A 22,667-nucleotide genomic window follows, 5' to 3' on the forward strand; every position below is an offset into this window, starting at 1 on the left:
GCCCATGAGGCCTCGGCACGTCCGTGGAGGGCTCACGCTCTTGACGCGGGCCTCCCGCACGCCGCCGGATTCATGAGGCTGACTTCAGTACGGCGTTCATGACTGCTTTGGCGATGGGTGCGCCGAGGCGGCCGCCTCCGATGCTGGAAGGGGCGATGTTCATGTCCTTGGGGTCGATGAACACGGCTACCGCGACGGGTGAGGTTCCGTCCTTCTGTTTGGCGTAGGAGACGAACCAGGCGTAGGGGCGTTCGTCGTCCACGTCGATGCCGTGTTCGGCTGTGCCGGGTTTCCCGCCGACGGTCACTCCGGGGATGTGTGCTCCCTCGGCGGTTCCCTCGCGGACGGCGTGCTCCATCATGTCCTGCACCTTTCGCGCGGTGCGTTCGGAGACTGCCTGGCCGTGGGCTTCGGGGGTGGTCTTGTCGATGACGGACAGGTCGGGGGCTTGGATCTGCTCGACCAGAAAGGGCTTCATGACGGTGCCGTTGTTGGCGATGCCGGCTGCAACCATGGCCATCTGCAGGGGTGTGCTGGTCAGGCTTCCCTGGCCCATGCCGGTGAGTGCGGTCTGGGGCTTGTCGAGCTTGTTGGGGTAGGTTGCGGCGGAGGCGCGGACGGGCAGGAAGTGTTCCTGGTTGAAGCCGAACTTCTCGGCGGTCTCGCGCATCTTGGCGCCGCCGGTCTTCAGCGCCGCATCCAGGAAGACGTTGTTGCAGGACCACTGCAGGGCCGTCTTCATGGAAACCTTGTCGCACTGGGCGTCCGGCACCACATTGCCGATCTTCCTCGAGCTGTCGGGCAGCTGATAGGGGGAGGGGATGCCGGAGGGAGCGTCGGTGTCGGTGATTGTGCCGTGTTCGAGGGCGGCGGCCGCGGTGAGGATCTTGAAGGTGGAGCCGGGCGGGTAGGCCTCGCGCAGCGCCCGGTTGCTCAGCGGCTTGTCCTTGTCCTCATCGAGGCGCGTGAACTCCTCGCCCTCCTTGAGTGAGTCGCCGGCGAAGGCGGAGGGGTCGTAGGACGGGGTGCTCGCCATGGCGAGGATCTTGCCGTCGCGGGGGTCGAGCGCGACGACCGCACCCTTGGCCCCCAGGCGGGTCAGCCCTTGGTAGGCGGCCTTCTGGGCTCCGGGGTGGATGGTGGTGATGATGTTGCCGCCCGCCGGTCTCTTCCCTGTCAGGGTGTCGAGGAAGTTGGTCCGCAGGCGGGTGTCCTTGCCGTTGAGGATGTCGCGGTGGACTCCTTCCAGGAGGGTGGCGCCTTGAGCCTGGGAGAGGTATCCGGTGACCGGCGCGTACATCGGCCCGTCGGTGTAGACGCGCTTGTGGAGGAGGTCGGAGCCCGGTGTCTTCGTCGAGCCGGTGATCGGCCGTCCGCCGACGATGATGTCGCCGCGGGGTTCGCTGAACTCCGTTATGAGTGAGCGCCGGTTGGTCGGGTGCTCGTCCAGACTTTTGGCGGTGACGAACTGGATCCAGGTCGCCCGGGCGAGCACGGCGAACAGCAGTGCTCCGCAGAGGACGGCCACATGCCGCAGGGTCTTGTTGTTCATGGTCTCTTTGGAACTTTCGTAGGCAGGGTCGCCACGGTGGGAAGGGTGCCGGGTCGGGTCAGGACGGGTCCTGGGGCACGGCTTCCAGCAGGTGGCGGGCTACGGGCACTGCGGACGCCCCGCCGGTGACGCCGCCTTCGACGACGACGGCGATCGCGACGTTGCCGCGGGTGGCGACGACCCATCCGTTGTTGGGGGCGCTCTCGCTGACCTCGGCGGTGCCGGTCTTCGCGCCGATGTCCCCGGGCAGGCCCGCCAAGCCCCGGGCGGTGCCGTCGGTGACTGTGGCCCGCATCAGTGAGCGCAGCTGGGTGACGACCGCCCGGGGCAGGGCGGTGGTCTTGGTCGTGTCCTTGGCGCCGTCGGTGATGGTGGGCTGGTGGAAGGTCCCGGAGGCGGCGGTCGCGGCTATGGATGCCATGGTCAGCGGATTGCCGAGCACCTTGCCCTGTCCGATCATCGAGGCGGCCTTCTCCGTCTGGTCGCCGGGGACCGGGACGGAACCGTCGAAGGACGGGATACCCGTGTGCCACTCCTGGCCGACGCCGAAGTAGTTCTTGGCGACTTTGCCGAGTTCGCTGTCACCGATCTTGTTGCGGAGGCTGATGAACCCGGTGTTGCAGGATTCGGTGAAGTTCTTGCGGAAGCTGGCGCCCGGGAACTCGGAGGTCTCGACGTTGTGGAACTCCTTCCCGACGGTGAGGTATTTGGGGCAGTCGACGATGTCCCCTGGCGCCACGGCGTTCTTGAGCAGCAGTGCGCCGGTGGTGACGATCTTCCACGTGGAGCCGGGGGCGTAGGTGCCGGAGAGCGCCCGGTTGAAGCCCGAGGCCGGGGAGTTTGCAACGGCGACGATCTCACCGTTGTCGATGCGCAGGGCGACGAGCGCAGCGTCCTTGCCGTCGGCCTCGGCCGCCAGGGCACGGTCCGCGGCTACCTGCCATGCCGGGTCGAGAGTGGTCTGGACGGACCGGTCGGCGGATGCGCCGGTCTTTGTGCCGAACCTCGCTTCGGTGGCGGTGACTTCACCGGTGGTTCGGTCGACGCGTTCGATCGAGCCGCGTGGTCCGGCTCCGGCGGTTGTGCCGAGTTGGTCGATCACGGGCTTGAGCGAAGGGCTCGTTTCCGGGGGCATGGGGGCGCCGGTGCGGTCGGTGACCTGGGGGGCGCCGGTGTCCTCGCGGGTGAGGCGGAACTTGTCGGTGCTGCTCAGCTTCGGATGGACCAGTGGCAGGGACCAGTCGATCTTCCATGAGCCGTCCTCCTGGCGGCGCACCGGGATTTCCGAGTCGTAGGACCAGGTGCCGAGGTCGGTGACGGGCATCTTCGCGGTGAAGGGGACGGTGACGGCTCCGCCCGTTGCCGCGCTCGCCGCGGCGGCAGCCAGTTTCGGCCTGCTGATGTCCAGCCCGGTAGTGAAGTTACGCAGGACGTTCTGCGCCTCGTCGGGGCTGGTGGTGCGGGCGCCCGCGCTTTCCATGCGGCCCCCCGCCCAGTCCGCCAGGAAGGCCCGGGCCTGGGCGACGGCTGCCGGATCGACCTCCGGTATCTCGGGCGCGAAAGGCCCCCACTGGGTGGCGTACGCGCTGCCGGCGGTCACAGCGCAAACGATGGCGACGGCCGCTGCCACGGCGGGCCGGAGGAAGCGGGGCCGCTCGCGGCTCGCGGTGGCGTGTTCGGATTCGGGCATCTCGGGTTCCTTGTCCGTGTTCCAGCGGTGCTGGTTCGCGAAGGGTGTTGGCGTGGGAGTCGAACAGCAGCTGCTCGTACGAAGCGCGGCGCTCGCAACGGCCGGGCCGTTTCTCAGGCCATGACCGGTGCCGAGGCCCAGACGTCCCGGCACGGTGCTGTGCCCGGCCATGGGCTTCGGTGCAGCGGTGCGGGCGCGGGTGTGGGTGATCGGCGCGCGATGGGCGGCCGGGCACCGCGGCGGCCGGGGCCTGGGGCGGGGTGCGGCCGCCAGTGCGCAGGCGAGGAGACCGACCGCGAACACCAAGATGAGCGCTGAAGCGGGAAGCGGGGGTGGCATGACCTGAGCTGAGCACTAGGCTGGCCCACATGTCCAATATCAATATTGATGAGCCACCGATCACCTTTTGATATTATTGCTGCTTGTGGACCTCATCGGGCATGTGCGGTGCTTTGTCGCTGTTGCAGAAGAAAGACATTTCGGTCGGGCGGCAGCGCGCCTGGGCATGGCTCAGCCACCCCTGTCACAGCGCATGCAGCGCCTGGAGAGAGAACTCGGAGTCCGTCTGTTCGACCGCAGCAGCCGCCAGGTCACCATCACCCGAAGCGGCGCGCTGCTCCTCGAAGAGGCCAGAGCGCTACTGGACCGTTCCGAAGAGTTCCTGGCCTGCGCCACCCGCATCAAGGACGGTCAGAGCGGGCTGCTGCGCGCCGCACTGCCATCAGGGCTCGCCAGGGAGACCGTCGCCGCCATCCTGGCCGACCTGCACCAGCACCACCCCAGCGTGGAGCTGGAGCTCGAGGAACTGTCCACCACCGATCAGCTCGCCCGTCTCGCCTCGCACGACCTGGAAGTGGGGCTGATCCACCACCCCTGTGACGTGGCCGGACTGGAGCTTGGCCCGGTTCTGCGCTGTGAGCTGGGGGTGCTGCTGCCGCGCGCCTCGTTGCTGGCCGCACGCGACGAGGTCCCGCTCGCATCCCTCACCGGACTCGGCCTGGTTCTCTTCCCTCGCGCCGACGCACCGGCCGTCTACGATGACCTGCTCACCACCTGTGCCCGCAACGGCTACACTCCCGACAGCCTCCGGCACGGCCAGGGCGACAGCTTCGTCCACGGGCTGATCCTCTCGGTGAACGCCGTCGCCTTCAGCCCCCCGGACCGCGGTACCGCTGCCGGCTCACCCAGCTCCGAGGTCGTCTGGCGCCCTCTCGCGGGCGCCCCGCTCGCCTGGCGCTACTCGGTCGCCTGGCCCCACGGCCGCAAGGACACCGCCATCCACGCCTTCGCCGACGCAGTTCCCCGGGCGCTGTGGAACACTGCCGCAGTGTCCACCGATCCGCCCCCGCGCCCCCTTCATCTGCGCCCGGCATCGGAGTACTGGCTGTGAACCGCACCCTCCAGCAGATCCATAGCGCTTTCAGTGAAGCCTGCGCCACCGGCTGGCTGCACGCCGTCGACATCGACAGCGGCGCAGAGGTCAACGCGAACGCCGACGGTGCCGTCGTCACCGCCAGCGTTCACAAGCTCTGCCTGCTCCTCGCCCTCCACCAGCAAGCAGAACAGGGGCTGCTGGACCTGACCGAGCAGGTCGAATGCGCCACCGACGGCCGGGCCGCCGGCCCCACGGGCCTGGCCGTCATGCTCGACCCTGTCCGCATCTCCCTGCGTGACGCTGCCTACCTCATGATGGCCGTCAGCGACAACGCCGCTGCCGAAGTGATCCTGGAACGGGTCGGCCTGGATGCCGTCAACGCCGCCACCACCCGCCTGGGCCTCACTCACACCCGCGCCGTCCACACCTTCGCCCATACGCTCGCCACCATCCGTGAAGACGTCGGCCCGGTCGGCGCGCCGGCCCTGGCCGACCCTCGCGTCATCGCCCGCCTCCGCGCGCTGGATCCCGCCCGCACCAACCGCAGCACCCCCCGCGACATGACCCGCCTCCTCTGCGCCCTCTGGCGCGACGAAGCCTGCAGCCCCGAAGGCTGCGCGGCGATCCGCCGCCTCCTCGGCCTCCAGGTCTGGCCCCACCGCATGGCCGCCGGGTTCCCCTTCGACGACGTGCACGTCGCGGGAAAGACCGGAAGCCTGCCCACCGTGCGCAACGAGGTCGGCGTCATCGAATACCCCGACGGCGGCCGCTACGCCATCGCGGTCTTCACCCGCGCCGTCAACCCCGCAGCCACCCTCCCCTCCGTCGACGCCGTCATCGGAACCACCGCCCGCCTCGCCGTCGACGCCCTCCGCGCCGGGAGTGTCACGACAGCGGCGTCCACCACTCGGTTGCCGTAGAGGCTTCTTGTTGGTCTGGTCAAGCCGTTAGGCCGTCCGGCGCAGACCAGATGCGCATACGTCTGGCATCGGTTCTGCTTGGCTGAGCGCCTCCTCCGGTGGGGTGCGATTAGGAGGGACCCATGCGCAACACCATCCGCGGAGCCATCCTCACAACCGGCACTCTGGTCGCCCTGTCTGGCCTGATCACGGCCGCAGCCGCTACACCCCTGGCCCCCTGCGTTCCAAACAGCCAGCCGACAGCGGACGGATTCTGCGTGCCTCTCGGCAGCCTCCGAGACCTCGCACCAAGGTTGCTTCTGTCTCCGTCACCCGATTGCGGCCGTGGCGAGTTGTGCGCCTTTGTGCCGCCGCTCCGAAGCCCAGCCCTGTCTGCCGTCCGCAACTACTGATCAAGCCTCCACTTGCGCGGAATCGGCCGACAAGGTACCGAGTCACTACCCCGGGTTCGGGACACCGGGGGGTCTTGGATCGTGATGGTCCAGGGGAACGGAGTCCCCGCGCCCTCCGGAAGGCCGGGCCCCACCATGCCGTACTAGCCGGTCTTCCCCCGGGACGGGACCGTGAACCCGGCCGGGATAACGCGCACCGCGGTTCTCTCCTGCCCTCCAATGTCTCGCGTGGTAGGCACTCCACCTTGCTCTTCAGCGGCTCGTACACGAGACGGTCACCGTGATGCTTCGCATCCCTCGCGAATCCTGACGCCACCGCAGTTTCCCGTTTCGCCCGCTCCCGGAACAGTGGCTGGCTGTTACTCCTGTGGTGAGTGGGGAACGCCGCAACGCAAACCGGCGTCACGGCAGCCGCCCTGCGACCTTAGGCCACGGGTCCCCTCATGTCCCATCGGCACCCAGCGCCATCGTTCAGAACCGCAACCGACACGCCGTCAGCGTCCTCGATCAGGTGACCGTTCTCCGTTCATCAGGGGTTCTTTCGGGGACAAGTGCCCACCTGAATCTCGACATTCACTCCGCGCCCACCAGGGCGGCGCTTGGTGAACCACTCAAGGTTCGGGGGCGTCGACAAACTGACGGAGCGTGTGGCGTCAGCCTGTTGTCGATGTTGCGTGCATGACGTGGGCGGCGAGTTCGCTGAGCCGAAGAAGATGGTCAGTTCTGTGCCGAGGATGAACAGGCCCAAGCCGAGGGTGCCGGTTGCCGCCCACCGGTGAGCCGCGGGCGACCGGCAGCGCGTAGCGGTGCGTGACCTGTGCGGGTGTCATGGGGCGGTGGCGTAGCGGGCGACGGCGAGCAGGTCCTTGTGCAGTCTGTCGGTCAGGGCGGGCGCCTGTTCCGTCGTGTACATGTGGCCGCCGGGGAAGAGGCGTGGGGTGAGGGGCAGGGTGGTGAGGTCGCTCCAGGCTCGCAGGTCTTCCGCAGTGACGAGGGGGTCGCTTGCGCCTCCGTACACGGCGAAGGGGATATCCAGGGGCGGCTCGTCCTGGTGGGCGTGATGCAGCGCCAACACCACGTCGGCGAGGAGCGGAGTGCAGGCGAGGGTGAGCGCCGTGGGGTTTTGTATCACCCTGGCGGGCAGAAACTGCCTGATCATGCTCATGGCATCATCCATGGATCTTTGTCCGGACAGGTGCAGGCTCAGTTCGCTGGAGAGGGATCTGGCGTGCGGGGCGGGCATGGCCGACAGGGCCAGCAGGGCGGGCCGACGTTGGTGGGTGCGGACCAGTCGCCGGGCGGTCTCGTAGGCGAGGAGGCTGCCGAGGCTGTGACCGAAGATGGCGAAGAGGCCATCGTCGTCGGTGTTGGCGATCTCGTTGGCGAGTGCGGTGGTGAGCTGTCGCGGGTCGGTGAGGGAGGGCTGGTCGTTCAAGGCTTCCCGGCCGGGCAGCTGGATGGCGTACAGCTCCACGGTGGAGGGAAGGAGCGCTGCCCATCGGGCGTAGAAGCTGGGGCCAAGTCCTGCGGGCGGCAGGCAGTACAGGCGCATGGTTGCGTCCGGCCGGTGGGTCAGCGGGGTGAGGGAGGGCTGCCCGTAGCGGGTAGCGCCGTGCGGGGGGTGCAAGGCCGGCTTCCTTTCGGGCGGGTCAGTTGTGGTCGGGTTTGGTGAGACGGCTGGTGAGGCGCTGGGCCAGTGCCTTGAGGCTTTCGGCCTGGGCCAGCTCGACGACGGGGACATCGATGCCGATGCGTTGCTGGATTTGGACGGTGAGTTCGAGGGCCATCAGGGAGTCCATGCCCAGCAGGTCCAGGCGGCGGGTGCGGTCGATGCGCTCGGCTGTGCTCTGCAGGACGGAGGCCAGCAGGTCCGCGAGCGTGTCTTCGACGATGGTGAGGGCTTGTTCGCAGGAGGCGTCCGTGAGTGCGTGGTGCAGGAGGTCTGTGGCCTCGGTGTCGCTCTGCTCGGGCAGCAGGTGTGCGGTTCGGGGTGCACTCAGGTTGGGCAGGACGCGATGCAGTTGCTTCCAGTCGGCATGGGCGACGCTGACGACGGGGCTGCTGGAGTGGGTGAGGAGTCGGTCGAGTTTGGCCAGTGCCTCCTTCGCGGTCAGGGGCTTGAGCCCGTAGGCGTCAAGCTCGGCCACGCGTCCTTCGCGGTCGACGAAACCGGCGTCGGCGATCACGCTCCACTGGACGGCGAGCCCGTGGTCGCCGTGGCGGTGCCGCTCGCGCATGAGGGTGTCGAGTGCGTAGTTGGCGGCGACGTAGGGGGCTTGTCGGGCATTGCCGGCGAGCGCGGATGCGGAGCTGTAGACGATGAAGAAGTCGAGTTCCCGCTGGCGGGTCAGGGCGTCCAGGAGCCGGCCTGCGGTCATCTTGGGGCTGATGACGGCGCGGAGGCGGTCGTCGCTCAGTTCGCTCAGTGGCGCGTCGTCGAGAACCATTGCGGCGTGGACGATTCCGGCCAAACGGCGGCCGGAGGCGTCGATTGTGTCCAGGATGTGGCGCAGGTCAGCTTCGTCTGCGGCGTCGGCGGCGTGCACGGTGACGTCGGCGCCTGCGGCACGAAGGTCCGCGATGAGGCCGGGTGCTTCGGGGGAGCTGGAGCCGCGCCTGCTCATCAGGGTCAGGTGGCGGGCTCCGCGGGCCGCCAGGTGGCGGGCGGTGGCGGCGCCGAATCCGCCCAGGCCGCCGGTGATCAGATAGGTCGCCGCCGCGTCCAGGGCACCTGGTTCGTCGGTGACATGGACGGGCACGTCATCGTCGAAAGTGATGACGACCTTGCCGATGTGCCGCGAGTGCTGCAGGCAGGTGAACGCTTCACCGATGCGGGCAGCCGGGTAGGCGCGGTGGGGCAGAGGCATGTACGTCTTCCGGGTCACAGCATCGGTGATCGCGGCGAAGTGGGCCTGGGCCATTGCCGAGTTGCCGGTCATGAGGGGCAGGACGTCCACGGAGTGGAAGGAGAGATTCCGCAGAAACGGCCCCAGTGGGAGCGAGGTGTCCGCCAGCAGATCACGCTTGCCCAGTTCCACGAACCGACCGTAGGGCTTGACGAGGTTCAGGCTGCGGACCATGGGCTCTCCCGCCAGCGAATTGAGGACGACGTCGACGCCCTGGCCGCCGGTCAGATCGAGGATCTGCTCCGCGAAGTGGAGGCTGCGCGAGTCCAGGACATGCTGGACGCCCAGCAGGTGCAGCAGGTCCCGCTTGGCGGGCGTGCCGGCCGTGGCGATGACCTCAGCACCTACCGATTGGGCGTACTGCAGGGCAGCCAGGCCCACCCCTCCGGCGGCGCCGTGCACCAGCACCGTTTCTCCGGCCGCCAGGCGGGCGACACGGTGCAGGCTGTGCTGCACGGTAAAGGCGACGATCGGCAGCGTGGCCGCTGCCTCGTAAGGCATGTCCCGCGGGATGGGCATGAGCCAGTCGGCATGGGCGACGACGTGGGAACCGAAGCAGCCCTGCCCCACTCCGAAGACGCGGTCGCCCACGCGCAGGTGGGTGACGCCGGCTCCCACCGCACTGACGACACCGGCACACTCACCGCCGACGGGAGCGGCGCCGGGGAACGGGGAGCTGGGCGGAATCAGGCCGGTGGCCACCATGATGTCGCGGTAGTTCAGCGCAGCCGCGGCAACCTGCACGACGACTTGTCCCTGCTGCGGCACCGGTACGTCCCGTTTCTCCCAGCGCAGTCGGTAGCGCAGCCCTGGTTCGTGCACCGCGAGGGTGAACGCGCTGCCGCGGCTGAGCAGGCTCGGCGGCTGGACCTGCCTGACGACGGCGGCGAACCGGCCGCCGGCGGTGAGGAACACTTCGTCCTGAGCCGGGCAGGCCAGCATTTCCCTGGCAAGGCGCTGCAGCACACGAGCCTTGCTCTCAGTGTCTTCCGGGACCGCCAGGGCGATCTTGCGTACGGTCAGTCGCAACTGCTCATTCGCCAGGGTCCGGGCCCCTCCCCACAGGGCAGCCGCAGGCCCGGGAACAGGAGCCGGGCACAAGGTACCGGAGGCCCAGGGAGCAACCAGCCACAGGTTCAGCTTCGATCCTGGCGGCAACTGCTCACTGACCGTGCTCATCGTCCGTAGCACCGCCAGGTGGCGGACTGCTTCCTCCGTCTCCTCCTGGGCAGATGCCGTGCTGTCCGGCCCGGAGATCAGCACGATGTCCGTCGGCACGGCGTCCTCGGTGTGCCATGTCGCCCAGTGCGCACGGTCGGCACCGGCCTCCACCACCCGTACCGGACCGGCACAAGACCTCTCCAGCTCCCCAGCGACTTCCCGGGTTCGCCTCTCCGCAGCACGGGTGGAGGACAGACTGCCCACCACCCACCGCCGGGTATCCCGTCCCTCGCTGTTCACGACGGTTCCCGCGCTGGCGGATTCAGTTGCGGGGCGGGGCTGGCGGGCGGTGTGGATGAGGGAGAGGAGACCATCGGGAGATTCCTGGTCGCCGGTCTGGACGGTGCCGGTGAAGCCGCAGGAGTGCAGGAGGTCTGGCCAACGGTCCCGTTCCAGCAGGGGCCCTTCGGCGCGCAGCGCTGTGTCGGTCGCGGTCCAGAAGGAGTCCAGGAGGCCGAAGATCGGGGCCAGCAAGTCGTGACGGTGCGATTCCAGGGCCAGGAGGTGGCCGCCGTCGGTGAGGAGGTCGGCGATGCGCCGCAGGGCGGCGGTCAGGTCATCGGTGGCGTGCAGGACGTTGAACGCGATCACCACGTCGAAGGAGCCTGGTGTGAAGCCCTGGCCGACAGGGTCAGCGTTCAGATCCAGAACCTGGTAGTCGACGAAGTCGTGCGCTTCGAAGCGCTGCTGGGCCTGGCGGAAGAAGCCCGAGGAGACGTCGGTGAAGGTGTAGCGGGCCAGTTCAGGTGGCAGATGGGACAGCAGCAGACCGGTGAATCCGCCGGTTCCAGCCCCGACCTCCAGGATGCGCAGGGGGCGGTCTGCAGGCCACTCGGCCAGAAGTGCCCGCAGTACGCATTCAGCCAGGGCACCGAACTTCTGCACCTTCAGGGTGGAGTCGTAGAACCGCATGGCGAGCGCATCGGCTTCGGAGAACAGCAGCTCCAGCGGATCGCGGCGGCCACACAGCACAGCGGCGAGGCTGTTTCCGCAGACGCCGTAGGACAGCAGTGCCGTGGCATCGCCCGGTGCGTCCTGCAGCAGCGCGGCGAACACCCGCTGTGGGTCCGGTTCACTCACCAGGCGCCAGTGCCCGTCCTTCTCGGCGCTGAGCAGACCTTGCTCGGTGGCCGTTGCCAGAAGAACCTGCAGCAGCCGCGTGTGCTTGGCTTCGACCCCGGCTGCGACGAGGTGCTTGAGGGTGAACTTGTCCTGGCCGGGGAGCAGTTCCCTCATGGCAGCGGCCGTGAAATGGCTGACGAGCTCAAGCAGACGCTCGACATGCGCATTGGGCTGTGCCCGCCATTGCTGCGCCAACTCGTTCATCCGGTCCGCGCAAGCAGCCCGCACGGTCTGCGGAGACGGCAGAGGTGAGGGCTCCACCGCTTCACCGCCCAGAGGAGCGGCGCGCACGACGTCCGCGAGCAAGGCCGGCTCGCGGCGCGAGCCCGCATCGAAGCGCCGCATCCGGCAGCCCGTCAGTTCCAGCGCTACGTGCCCGTCAGGGGTGGCGACCGTCACGTCCCAGACGGCTTCGCGGTCAGTGACCGACTGCGCCCGGACATGGACCACACCGGTCGTGGGCATCGCCTGCCAGCAGCGCACCCTGTCGAATCCGGACGGCAGAAAGAGGACCGGTGCGCCCTTGACGGCGTCAGCGAGCAAGGGAAGCCCCGCCTGCAGAGCTCCGTCGAGGATGGCGGGGTGCGCCTGGTGGCCCGGGCCCGGCACCACCATGGCTTCGTACGAGGCCAAGACCTCGCCGTCGCCGGTGCCGAGCGCGGTCAGGGTCTGGAACGCGGGCCCGTACGGCAGGCCGGCACGGGCGCAGGCGCCGTAGTGCTCGCTGACCGGCAGGGAACCGGTCAGCCGGGAGCGGATGGCGTCAACGTCGAGGGCAGGTGGTTGCTCGCGCAGCAGGCGGCGTACCCGGCCGCGGGCGTGCTCGCTCCAGTCGCCCGCGTCATCAGCGCGGCCGGCGACGGTGAAAGCCCCGTCGGTGTTCAGGGTCGCCGACACACTGACGTCCGCGTTCGGGTCGCCGAACGGCAAGGTCAGCGCCCTGCCGATCGCCAGGTTCGACACCTCGGTGGGGGCGTCCAGAACAGCACGGCCGGCGGACAGCGCCATGTCGATGTACCCGGCTGCCGGGAAGACCACGGAACCCGCCACCGTGTGATCGGCCAGCCATACGGCCATGCCCGCATCAAACCGCTGCCGCCAGGAGGGAACGGCGACCGGCTGCCGGGTGCCGAGCAGGGGATGCCTGCTTCCGGAACGCTCGTCGGCGTCGGCATCCTCCAGCCACCAGGTGGGGCTGCCGTTCCAGTACCGTTCACGCTGCCACGGGTAGGCCGGTACATCCGCGACCCGTCCGGGTCGCGGGAAGAAGCGCTCCCCGTCCACCTGCGCACCGACCGCAAGGAGTTGGGCCTGCACCCGGTCCAGCGCCGCCGCGCCAGCGGCTGTTCGTGAGAGCGTCGGCACGACGGCGATCTTGGACGTCCCTGCGCCTGCCCGGCGCAGGTAGGTTGCCAGCACAGGATGCGGGCCGATCTCCACCAGCACGTCACACCCCACTTCCTCGCCTGTCAGGACGGTCAGGGCCTGGGAGAAGCGGACCGGCTCGCGGACGTTGCTCCACCAGTACGCCTCGCCCAGGTCCCGGCCGGTCACCGCAACCCCCGTGACAGTCGAGATCATCGGAATGCGGCCGCGCCGGGGACTCAGGTCGGCCAGGGCCGCCTTCAGCGGCTCCCCCAGACCGTCCATCGCGGGGCTGTGGAAGGCGTAGTCCAGGCCGAGGTCGTGGAAGAAGATGCCCTCCTCGTCCAGCGCCGTCCCCAGCTGGGCAAGTACTGCGCTGTCACCGGCGACCGTCACGTCCTGGTCGGAGTTGACTGCGGCCACCACCAGCCGCCCGGCATAGTCCGCCTCGGCCAGCCGCCGCCGGGCGAGATCCTCCCCGAGGCCGACTGCCGCCATCCGGCCTGTACCGGCCGTCGACGCCTGGGCCCGGCTGCGGGCGGCGATCACCTGACACGCCTGCTCGCGGCTCAGGACACCGGCGCTGTAGGCGCCGGCTACTTCCCCCACGCTGTGCCCCGCCACGGCGCAGGGCTCGATTCCCCGGACCGCGAGGGAGGCCACCAATCCGGCTTGCAAGGCGAACAGCACGGGCTGCGCCACCTCGGTTCGGTCCCACCGGGCGGGATCGGAAGGTGAGGCCAGTTCCTCCAGCACCGACCAGCCCAATAGCGGCGTCAGCTCGGAGTCGACGGCCGCCACTTCCTGGGCAAAAGCCGCCTCCTCCTGAAGGAGTTGTGCTCCCATACCGACCCACTGGGACGCGTTGCCGCTGAAGACGAAGCCGATCCGGCCACGGGGCGCCGCGCTGCCCGAGAAAGCTGCCGGGGCAGGCTCTCCCGCGGCCACCGTCCGCAGCGCCTTCGCCGCGTCGGCCGGACCCGCGGCCAGTACCGCGACCCGGTACGCGTGCTTTGCTCGCCGCTGGCAGGAGGTGAACGCCGTGTCATAGAACTGTGCACGGGCCGCGTCACCACGCTCCTGGGACTCGAACAACTCCGCCCAGGTGTGGACCGCCTCGTTCAGCGCCTGAGGTGTCCGTGCCGACACCACCACCGGCAACCGGCCGGTCTCTTTCGGCTGCGACTTGTGCGTCCCATCCGCGGTGCCAGCTCCGCTGGCCCGCTGCGTCGGAGTATCCGGGGCGGGAGCGAGGACGACGTGTGCGTTGGCGCCACCGAACCCGAAGGAGTTCACCCCGACCACACCACGGTCGACCCCGCCCAGAGGCCGGTCGCAGCCCACCGGATCCAGGCCCAGCCCTTCGAAGTCGATCGACGGGTTCAGCGGATGGATGTGCAGCGTCCCGGGAATCCGCTGCTCCCGCAGCACCAGCAACCCTTTCAGCAACCCCGCCACGCCCGATGCGGCCTCCAGGTGGCCAAGGTTGGACTTCAGCGAGCCCACCGGCAATGGTCCGTTCTCGCGCATCGTACCCAGCACCTGTCCCAACGCCCGGCACTCGATCGGGTCACCAGCCTGCGTCCCCGTGCCATGCGCCTCGACGTAAGCGACATCCTGCGGACCGATGCCCGCCCGGGCGTACACCTGCTTGAGCAGCGCCGCCTGTGAGTCGGCACTGGGCAGCGCCAGCCCAGCGGTACGCCCGTCGCTGTTCACGGCGCTGGCGGCGATCACCCCGTGGATTCGGTCTCCATCCTTCACCGCCTCGGCCAAAGGCTTCAGCACCAGCACCCCGGCGCCTTCCGCCCGCACGAACCCGTCGGCCGCGGCGGCGAAGGGCCTGCATTTGCCCGTGGGGGACAGCATCGAGGCCTGGGAGAAGCCCGCGAAGCCCGCAGGGTTGAGAAGGACGTTGACACCTCCGGCCAGTGCCAGGTGGCTGCGTCCCGAACGCAGTGCCTCGCAGGCGAGATGCACGGCCGTCAGCGCCGAAGAGCAAGCGGTGTCCACAGCCTGGGAAGGACCGTGCAGGTCGAAGAAGTACGACAGACGGTTGGCCGCATTGCAGGCCGCCGTCCCGGCGATGCTGTAGGCGTTGAACTCGCGCAGCCGACGCTGCTGCAGATCACCGTAGTCGTGCGAGGACAACCCGATCATCACGGCCGCGTCACTGCCGGCGAGAGCCGCGGGATCGAGACCGGCGTTGTCGATTGCCTCCGCCGCGCACTCCAGGACCAGCCGGTGCTGCGGATCGATCTGGGCGGCCTCCTTCGGGGAGATCCCGAAATAGTCGGCGTCAAACGAGGCAATGTCGTCCAGGAGCCCTGCTGCTGCGGTGCAGGACTTGCCCGCCACTGCAGGACCGCCGGCCACGAAGGAGCCGACGTCGAATCGGTCCTCTGGTACTTCCTCCACCAAGTCCCGGCCATCGGCCAACGCCGTCCACAGCATGTCCAACGAGCGGATCCCGCCCGGGAGCCGTAGACCGATTCCCACCACCGCCACCCCATCAGGCGCCAGACTCTGCGACTCGCGAGCGGATGGGGAAGTGTGAGCAGAGGCAGACAAAGCAAGCTCCAGAGACAGGGCGAGGAAGAATCTAGAGAGCAAGCCTCCCTGTCCCACACACGACTATTGGTCACCAGAGAGGCAAAGTCACCCAAACGGTGCGTCACTATTTCAGCCAGCTGATGTCGGAGGCTGACTGCTGTGGCCTCGCAGACTGTGCATGACCAGGGTGCCGACACTCACCGCTCGCCTCAGAGGCCAGTCGGGCGGAGCAAGGGCCCGCCAGACAGCCGGGCCGGGGCAAGGAGCACATGAGGCTGACCCCGGCCCGGCACCCTACCCACTCCCTGCGTGTTCGTGCGCTGGCGCACTGTCCCGCCGCGGTTCCAGAGTGTCGTCGGATCGGTCGTGTCGTGGCCGCGGTCACCGGTTCCGTGCTTTGGCGGGTACGGGAGTCGTGGTGGGCGCTGCCCGGCCGGGCGGCCGCGGTGACCACCAGTTCGCCCGTCCGGCCAGTTGCATGAACGCGGGGACCAGGACGCCCCGTACGACGGTCGCGTCGATGAGGACGATGGCCGCCATCGTCGCGCCCAGCACCACCAGGAGGCTGATCTGGGAAAGCATCAGCGCGCCCATGCTTACGGCGACCACCAGTGCCGCGGCGGTGAACAGGCGGCCCGTGTGCTCGATGCCGAAGACGATGGCGGTCGTGTTCTGCCGGGTGCGCTGCCACTGCTCCGCCATGCGGGAGACGAGGAAGACCTCGTAGTCCACGCACAGCCCGAAGGCCAGCGCGGCGGCGAGCAGCGGCATGGTGATCTCGAGCGTGCTCGCCCCTCCTGTGGCGGGCGGTCCGAGGACCTGGAGGCGCTGGAAGAGCAGGACCATCAGGCCGAGGGCGGCGCCGATGCTGAGCGCGCCCAGGACGGCGGCCTTGAGCGCCACCAGCAGGCTCCTGGTGAACAGCAGCAGCATGATGAACACTCCGCACAAGGTTAGCCCCGTCCACCAGGGGAGCGCGTCCGTGACGGCTTGTCGGGTGTCGTCGAGGTGGGCGGCCGTCCCGGTCACCAAGGCCGCGCCCGGGGCCGGGGTGGCGCGTACGGCGTCGACCAGAGCGCCGGTCTGAGAGGACTGGACCGGGTCCGCGCCGAAGACCGTGACCAGGGTTCCGGGGCGAGGGGCCGCTTCCGTCTGTCGTTCCGCGACGCGCCGCCCCCCGGCGTACTCGCCTGCCGCCGTGCTCACGCGCGCCGCGCCGGGCAGTGCGGCCAACGTGCGGGCGTAAGCGTCAAGTTCGGCGGCCCGGGAAGCTGCGTCCGTCCGGGGCAGCACCACGGTCAGCTGCCGTTCCGGCGCGAAGGGGAAGTCCGCGCGGACGGCCGCGGCCGCCGTCCGGGCCTCGGCGGTGGGCGGGAGGATGGACTCGTCGGTCAGCGCGGGCCGCAGCCCCGCGACGGGCAGGGCCAGGCCGAGCAGGAGGACGGCCCCGGCCGTTCCCCACAGCCAGGGCCGTGCGGTGACCGCGACGGCCGCCCGTCGCCAGGCCGGGCTGACCGAGAGGTCGCCAGAGCCACGGCGCCAGGGTCCGCGACGCGGCGGGCGCGTGCCGTCGAGCTTGCCGCCCAGAGCGGCGACCAGGGCAGGAAGGAGGAGCAGGGTGCCGACGGCGCAGAACGCGACGACGATCAGCGAGGCGATCGCGAGGGAACGGATCAGCCCCAGCGGGAAGACGAGCAAGCCCGCCATGCACCAGGCCATGGTCAGGGCACAGAAGACGACGGCCCGGCCGGTGGTGGACATCGCCCGCCCCACAGCCTGTTCGGCGTCCAGGCCGCGGGCGCGTTCCTCCCGGTAGCGGGCGAGGGTGAACAGGGCGTAGTCGACGGCGAGGCCGAAGCCGAGGGCGCAGCTGAGGTTCACGGCGAAGACCGAGATCGGCACCAGCCGGGTCGCGACCGCGAGCAGGGCCAGGGCTCCCGAGGCCGCGGTCGCGCCGATCGCAGCGGGGACGAGGGTGGCGCTGAACGAGCGGAAGGACAGTGCCAGGACCACGAACGTCACCGGCAGGACGAACAGCTCCGAGCGGAGCAGGTCGCGCTCCGCCTGCTCGGTCGCGGTCACGTTGACCCAGGCGGGCCCGCTCACCGCCAGGTCGAGCCCGGGGGCGGCGGCCCGCAGGGACGGCACCAGGGCCCGCGCGGTGCGGGCGGCCCGCGACTCGTCGCCCTCCAGATCGACGAGCAGCAGGGCGCCCCGGCCGTCGTCGGACCGGAGCGGATCCCTCCCGGTGTTCCAGTAAGACAGCGCGGCGCCGACCCCGGGCGTCGCGGCGGCCAGTTCGGTCAGCCGTCGTCCCTGCGCGGCAGCCTCGGGCGAGTCGACCGGCCGGCCGGAACGGAGGTACAGGACCAGGTCGGGTGTCCCGGCACCGAACTGACGGGCCGCGGTCTCGGCCCGTTGCGCGGCTGTGCCGTCCGCGGTGTAGCCGCCGTTGGACCATTCGCCCCCTACGCTGAGCCCCAGACCGGCAAGCAGCACGACAAGAGCGGCCACAGCACCGAGCACCGACCGGCAGTGCCGGAACGACCAGCGCGCCACCTGGCCGAGCAGAGGCATCTCGCTGCCCTTGTCGCTCTCCGCGGGCCCCGGCGGACAAGGGCGTACGCGGGAATCGGTGCGGTCATGCTCCCCCGGACCGTGACCCTTCCTGAGAGGGGTGGCTGCGGCAGCCCCCGCGTCGGGCACGGCGGACGCGGCGAAGGGCGCTGGCAGGTCGGACGGGGTGGACGGGTCGGGCATGGGCCGGGATGTCCCTTCGAACGGCGGTACTCGCCGCCGCATCTCGGTCGGCGGGCGGGTACGTGTACGGAGTTATGGCCGACTTCGGGGCCGGTACGAGATCGGGTGCGGGGCCGGCCCCATGTGCCCGCCTCAGGGCGTACACGTGCCGTCGACAGGACCTGGCCTGAACGCGGAGGGAGAAAACTCTGCGTGGGGAATCTAGGCGTGCCGTCCTGACCCCGGCGGGCCGGGACCGTGCACACGCTTCCCCATCGGGACGCCCCGACCAGGCAGGACACGCCGTAGGGCATCGGAGAGGCTCCGCGCCGGATGGGCGGGATGGGGACACCGACCGCCCGATGCCCGTCCACCGGACGTACGGAGGCGGACGGGGCGATGGTGTTGCTGCACGCACTGCTGTGCGGAGACCTCGACGAGCGGCTGGTGCAGCCCTCGTCTGCTCGTCGCCCCCACGAACAACCCAGAAACTCCGCGGAGGGCTTCAGGTACCGCCATACCTTGATGAGGGTGGCGGGGCAGAAATCCGAGGTGTCACTCATGAAGTTTCCCGCGCTCGGTCTTGGGCGGAACCCGGAGGGCTGTCCTGTGCTCCCTTGGACGATCCAGCGAGGCGTCGGACGCGGCGTTGCGCGCGGCGAGGGAGCGTGCACGTGCGGGTGGGTGCGGACGGTCCGACGATGCGCCGGGGCGCCGCACCGCGTCCTGTGCCCATCCGGGACGACGGAACAGCTCGCACCCTCAGCGAGTAAGCGAAAGACACCAGCTCAGACGTAGGCACCGAGGAGTCAGCTCGACGGGCGACAGCCTCCTGGAAAGTGTGGGATCCCAAGAAAGTGCCGTGGCCCGGGAAATACGGACGGCGGCCGGAGGGCACCAGGGGGCCCGTCCTGACCCCCGACGATACCCATCCTGGCAGTCCTGACGCCTTTGCTGTTGACAAGTTCCTACCGGGGCCGGCCAGATCCGGCACTTGGTCGGGCTTACCGGCGTCTCGCGGTCCTGGTGCACCTCAGCCGGGTGCCTTAATCCCCGGCTCCGTCGTGTACTTCAGAGCTCAGCGCGGGCGACCCGGCCTCCGCGAAGGCGCCGACCGGACGACCTCCGCCGCCGGTTCGGCCGCCCGTACTATCTAGGAGTCGAGGGGTTTCTATGCAGTTCAAGATCATGATCGGCGGTGCAGGCAGGTAAGGCACGTGGCCGGAAACGGTTCGGTCGAACGGTTCACGGGCCTCCGTCAGGTCGGGTCAGGAAGTCAGCGTTTGATACGTCCGCGGACGGCGAGGACGGCGAGGGCGAGGAGAGTGGGTTCTACGAGGCGGGAGGCCATTTCGATGTAGGTGCCGGCGGTGGTCAGGTCCTGCCCGCTGGAGCGGAATACCACCGAGTTGAGTGTGACGTTCAGGGCCTTCTCGAAGCGCTTGCCGGTGAACCTGTTCCCAGTGGGGTTCTGCGGGTCGCCTTTTTCGATCTCGAAGGTGACCTTGCCTCCGCCGGGCGGCACGGTGCCGGTCGCCTCCTGCTTCGGGTCGTCCTTCGGAAGACCGAAGCCCATCAGCAGCACGAGGGTGATCAGCATGGCGGCCACGAGCCAGCCCAGGGCCCGCAGGGCACGCAGGCCGTAGCCGGAGAGTATCCAGTAGGTGTGCAGCAGTCCGCGTTCGGCGGGGGAGGTTGTGGTGCGGTCGTGGCGGCGCATCTCCATCTCGCCGTAGTAGAAGTCCGCGGCTCCTGGTTCGTTCTTGCTGTCCTCGAACGCCTTGCGCAGTGCCCGGTACACCGGTGCCAGCTGCGTTGGCCCGGCGTGTCCGGTGCCGGGCACCGCGGCCTTCCAGCCTCTGGCCGCCGCTGGTTGGCTCGCGCGCCAGTGGTGTTCCTCGGCGAGGGTATGGCGCGAGGTGAACCGTGTTGGGTGCCCGTGTCGCCAGTGCGTACCGGACGGGACCGTGTCGAAGGAGCAGGCGCCTTCCAGTCGCACCTGGTCCAGGTGCACCGTCCCGGTGAACAGGCACTTCGACAGGTCGACGTCGGCGAGGACCAGATGCGCTGCGTCCACCCCGCGCAGCGAGGCCATCCGCACCATGGCGTCGGCGCCGGGCGCGCCGGCCAGGGCCTGTTCCGCCACCGGCTGTCCGTCTGGACGTACGAAGGGGTCGGCTTCCGCGGCGATGGTGAGGGGGTACTCGAAGACGGCGTGGGCGAGGTCCACTGTGGCGTAGCGCAGTCGCACCTCGGCCGTGGAAATCCAGCGGGTCCGGCGGCACTCCAGACGGTTCGTGGCGAACGAGAGAGTCGCGGGGCCGTTGAACACCGCCCCGGACAATCCCACTTTTCCGGCGCACACCAGCGGCCCGAGGCTGACCCACCGCTCGAAAACCGCTGACTCGAACTTGGCATCGCTGTGGAAAACCGCTGACTCGAACCCGGCGTCCCCCTGGAAGGTCGCCGACCCGAACCCGGCGAGGTCCTGGAAGGTTGCCGACTCAAACCCGGCGTAGTCCTGGAAGGTTGCCGACTCAAACCCGGCGAAGTCCTGGAAGGTCGCAGACGTGAACTCGGCGTGGTCCTGGAAGGTCGCCGACTCGAACCCGGTGTTGCCCTGGAAGGTCGCCCACTTGAACTGGGCCTCGCCCTGGAATGTCGCCGACTCAAACCCGGTGTAGCTGTGGAAGGTCGCCAACCTGAACTGGGCGTGGCCCTGGAAGGTCGCCGACCTGAAGGTGGTGTAGCTCTGGAAGGTTGCCGACTCAAACCCGGCGTCACCCGCGAAGGTCGCCGACTTGAACCAGGCTTCTCCCGCGAAGGTCGCCGAATCGAACTGGGCGGCGCCGAGGCGTGCGTGTCCGGTGGCGGGATCGCGAAGGGCGTTGAGGAGAGCGTCGAGAAGGAGTTCGGTGAAGGGGGTGCCGCGGTGGTCGACGTCGGTGCCGCGGGTCAGGCCGGCCAGGTAGGCACCACGGTCGGCGTCGGCCAGGTGGGCGAGGCATGCGGTGTGGCCGGGGATGCGGATGCCGCGGCAGCCAACGGGGTCGGCAGCAGGGTCTGCGCCGTGTGCGCAGTGCGGCCAGGATGGCGGTATGGCTGTGCTCATGGTGCGGCGGCTCCACGGTGTCAGGTGCCCGTATGGACGCTCTGGGGACGGGAACGGTTCAGGCCCGACCGTAACGGGCAGCATCGCCGCCAAATTTCGCCGACCAGTTCGGTACGCAGTATCGATCAGCAGCAGGGAGGCCCCGGGAAGTAGCGCGGCTGCGCTCCTGACTGTCGCCGGACGATGGCATCCGATTTGGCTCAATCCGAGCAAAGTCAGGGATCGGCCCCACGTCTCGAATATGCCGTACGTGCCTGAACAACCCGTAGATATCTGTCAGGCGCGTTGTACCGAGGGACACATGCCTCACATGCCTGTCGCCCGCTCGACACCCGAGATAACACGGGGCCGGGGCGCGTCGGCGAGTTCCCTCACAGCTGCCACCCAGTGCTCGCCCAGGCGTGGCATCCCCGGGAGAGAGCCGTCGTGTACGACGGTCAGGCGGGCATGGGAGTCGTAGCCGGTCAGGGCCGTGTAGCAGCGGAGTCCGTCCGCCGGAGCGCTGAACAGCTGGGCTTGTGTCGCCGGGAGCCCGAAGAGGGTGAGAGCGGGTCCGCAGTCCACGTTGGACGCCAGAAGGCCGACAGGCCCCGCGCCCGCCACCCGCAGGGCGAGCCTTGCGCCCGCCCTGCGGGGAAGGGCGTCCAGGACGAGTCGTGCGGACCCGCGGTAGTCGATCGCGCGCAGTCGGCGGGTCTGAGCGGTCACCGCGTCCACGGCGCCCTCGACGCCGCCGCTGTCCTTGCAGGGCAGGGTCAGACGTACGCCCACCAGCGCGTTTCCCACCAGGGTGGCCTGTTCGCGGCCGCGTACGGACAGGGGCACGGTGACGGGCATCGGCGGATGCCCCTGGTGTGTACCTTCCTGGTGCCGCCGGTGCACCGCTTCGGACAGGGCGGCCAGGTACACGTCGTTGACAGTGGCACCGTGGGCCCGCGCGGCCACGCGCAGCAGAGCTATGGGGAGGTCTCGGTGGAACAGCTGTGGAGTGCCGGACTCCGCGCCGGCGAATGCGGGGGCCGGGGTCAGCGGGCGCATGGCCCTGGCGCTCTGGCCGAGGACTGCGGCGACACCGCGGAACCCGACGCGCGCCGACGGGGGAGAGCGCGGCGACCAGTCCACCGGCTCGTCCTCGATGAGCAGACGAAGGATGGACGCCGCGGCGATCCCGTCCCGTAAAGCGTGGTCGGAGCGGAAGCACACGGTGAACGACTCCTCCGCGCACCGGATAAGCCAGAGGTCCCACGGCGGCCGGCCCTCCGGCAGCGGGCGGGTGAGCATCTGCCGCCGCGCCACGTCGAACTGCCCGCGGCGCGGCACGAGCAGCTGGAGGACGTGCGCCCCCGGTTCGAACCCCCCTGCCGCGTAAGCCTTCCTGTCGTTTCTCCCAAGGCGGTAGCGCAGCGACGGAATGTGATGGGCGCGGGCGGTAGTCCGAGCCCGCAGAGAGGCCAGAGGCGGCGCCACGCCGTCGAAGTCGAACATGACGCCCATGGTGAGCGGGCCGCCCGCCGCCCTGCGGAACGAGAGGTCGACAGCTCGCAGCGGGAAAGGAGGATAGGGGGCACCGTTGGGGCAGGCCGGACGCACAGGGGCGCTTCTCCCTTTGTTTACAGGCCGGTGGCGGACAGTCGTCCGCGCGCGGCGATCCAACGCGCGACTGTCAGCCGGCCTCCGCGGACCTCCACATACCCCAGGTCTTTCACCCTGCACCGCCTTC

9 protein-coding genes are annotated in these 22,667 nt (G+C 69.4%); 2 read left to right on the top strand and 7 right to left on the bottom strand.

Annotated elements, in window-relative coordinates:
• Window positions 1–70 precede the first annotated feature (70 nt).
• Entirely contained in the window at window positions 71–1,552 is a 1,482-nt protein-coding gene (locus tag CIB93_RS05960; RefSeq protein WP_096624802.1) for a penicillin-binding protein 2, read from the bottom strand.
• Window positions 1,553–1,610: 58 nt separating this feature from the next.
• Window positions 1,611–3,242 carry a penicillin-binding transpeptidase domain-containing protein gene (locus tag CIB93_RS05965; protein ID WP_096624804.1) on the bottom strand — a complete coding sequence of 544 codons (1,632 nt, stop codon included), beginning with the start codon at window positions 3,240–3,242 and terminating at the stop codon, window positions 1,611–1,613.
• A 424-nt stretch (window positions 3,243–3,666) separates the two neighbouring features.
• On the opposite strand from CIB93_RS05965, the gene CIB93_RS05970 reads away from it, so the two are divergent.
• On the top strand, window positions 3,667–4,632 hold the full coding sequence (locus CIB93_RS05970; RefSeq protein ID WP_096624806.1) for a LysR family transcriptional regulator: 966 nt from the start codon (window positions 3,667–3,669) through the stop codon (window positions 4,630–4,632).
• Window positions 4,629–5,537: a serine hydrolase gene (locus CIB93_RS05975; protein ID WP_096624808.1), complete on the top strand. Its 909-nt coding sequence runs from the start codon at window positions 4,629–4,631 to the stop codon at window positions 5,535–5,537. The genes CIB93_RS05970 and CIB93_RS05975 overlap by 4 nt, the downstream gene beginning before the upstream one ends.
• Before the next feature lie 1,218 nt (window positions 5,538–6,755).
• Here the strand turns inward: CIB93_RS05975 and CIB93_RS05980 are convergent.
• The 5 genes from CIB93_RS05980 to CIB93_RS06000 all read right to left on the bottom strand — a co-directional run bounded on the left by CIB93_RS05980 (window position 6,756) and on the right by CIB93_RS06000 (window position 22,432).
• Entirely contained in the window at window positions 6,756–7,556 is an 801-nt protein-coding gene (locus tag CIB93_RS05980; protein ID WP_179499990.1) for a thioesterase II family protein, read from the bottom strand.
• Between the two features lie 22 nt (window positions 7,557–7,578).
• On the bottom strand, window positions 7,579–14,997 hold the full coding sequence (locus tag CIB93_RS05985; RefSeq protein ID WP_373558716.1) for an SDR family NAD(P)-dependent oxidoreductase: 7,419 nt from the start codon (window positions 14,995–14,997) through the stop codon (window positions 7,579–7,581).
• A gap of 480 nt (window positions 14,998–15,477) precedes the next feature.
• Complete coding sequence (locus CIB93_RS05990) at window positions 15,478–17,673, bottom strand: MMPL family transporter (protein ID WP_179499992.1); 2,196 nt, start codon at window positions 17,671–17,673, stop codon at window positions 15,478–15,480.
• Window positions 17,674–19,111: 1,438 nt separating this feature from the next.
• A complete protein-coding gene (locus CIB93_RS05995; RefSeq protein ID WP_107470944.1) occupies window positions 19,112–20,947 on the bottom strand; it encodes a pentapeptide repeat-containing protein in 1,836 nt (611 codons plus the stop codon).
• A gap of 306 nt (window positions 20,948–21,253) precedes the next feature.
• A complete protein-coding gene (locus tag CIB93_RS06000) occupies window positions 21,254–22,432 on the bottom strand; it encodes a wax ester/triacylglycerol synthase domain-containing protein (protein ID WP_179499993.1) in 1,179 nt (392 codons plus the stop codon).
• Window positions 22,433–22,667: the final 235 nt, after the last annotated feature.

The organism is Streptomyces sp. WZ.A104 (genome assembly GCF_002382885.1).
Lineage (GTDB): Bacteria > Actinomycetota > Actinomycetes > Streptomycetales > Streptomycetaceae > Streptomyces.

Coding starts and splice junctions, on each gene's coding strand:
- CIB93_RS05960 (WP_096624802.1), bottom strand. CDS start 1,552: ATGAACAACAAGACCCTGCGGCATGTGGCCGTCCTCTGCGGAGCACTG.
- CIB93_RS05965 (WP_096624804.1), bottom strand. CDS start 3,242: ATGCCCGAATCCGAACACGCCACCGCGAGCCGCGAGCGGCCCCGCTTC.
- CIB93_RS05985 (WP_373558716.1), bottom strand. CDS start 14,997: ATGCTGTGGACGGCGTTGGCCGATGGCCGGGACTTGGTGGAGGAAGTA.
- CIB93_RS05990 (WP_179499992.1), bottom strand. CDS start 17,673: ATGCCTCTGCTCGGCCAGGTGGCGCGCTGGTCGTTCCGGCACTGCCGG.
- CIB93_RS05995 (WP_107470944.1), bottom strand. CDS start 20,947: ATGAGCACAGCCATACCGCCATCCTGGCCGCACTGCGCACACGGCGCA.
- CIB93_RS06000 (WP_179499993.1), bottom strand. CDS start 22,432: ATGTTCGACTTCGACGGCGTGGCGCCGCCTCTGGCCTCTCTGCGGGCT.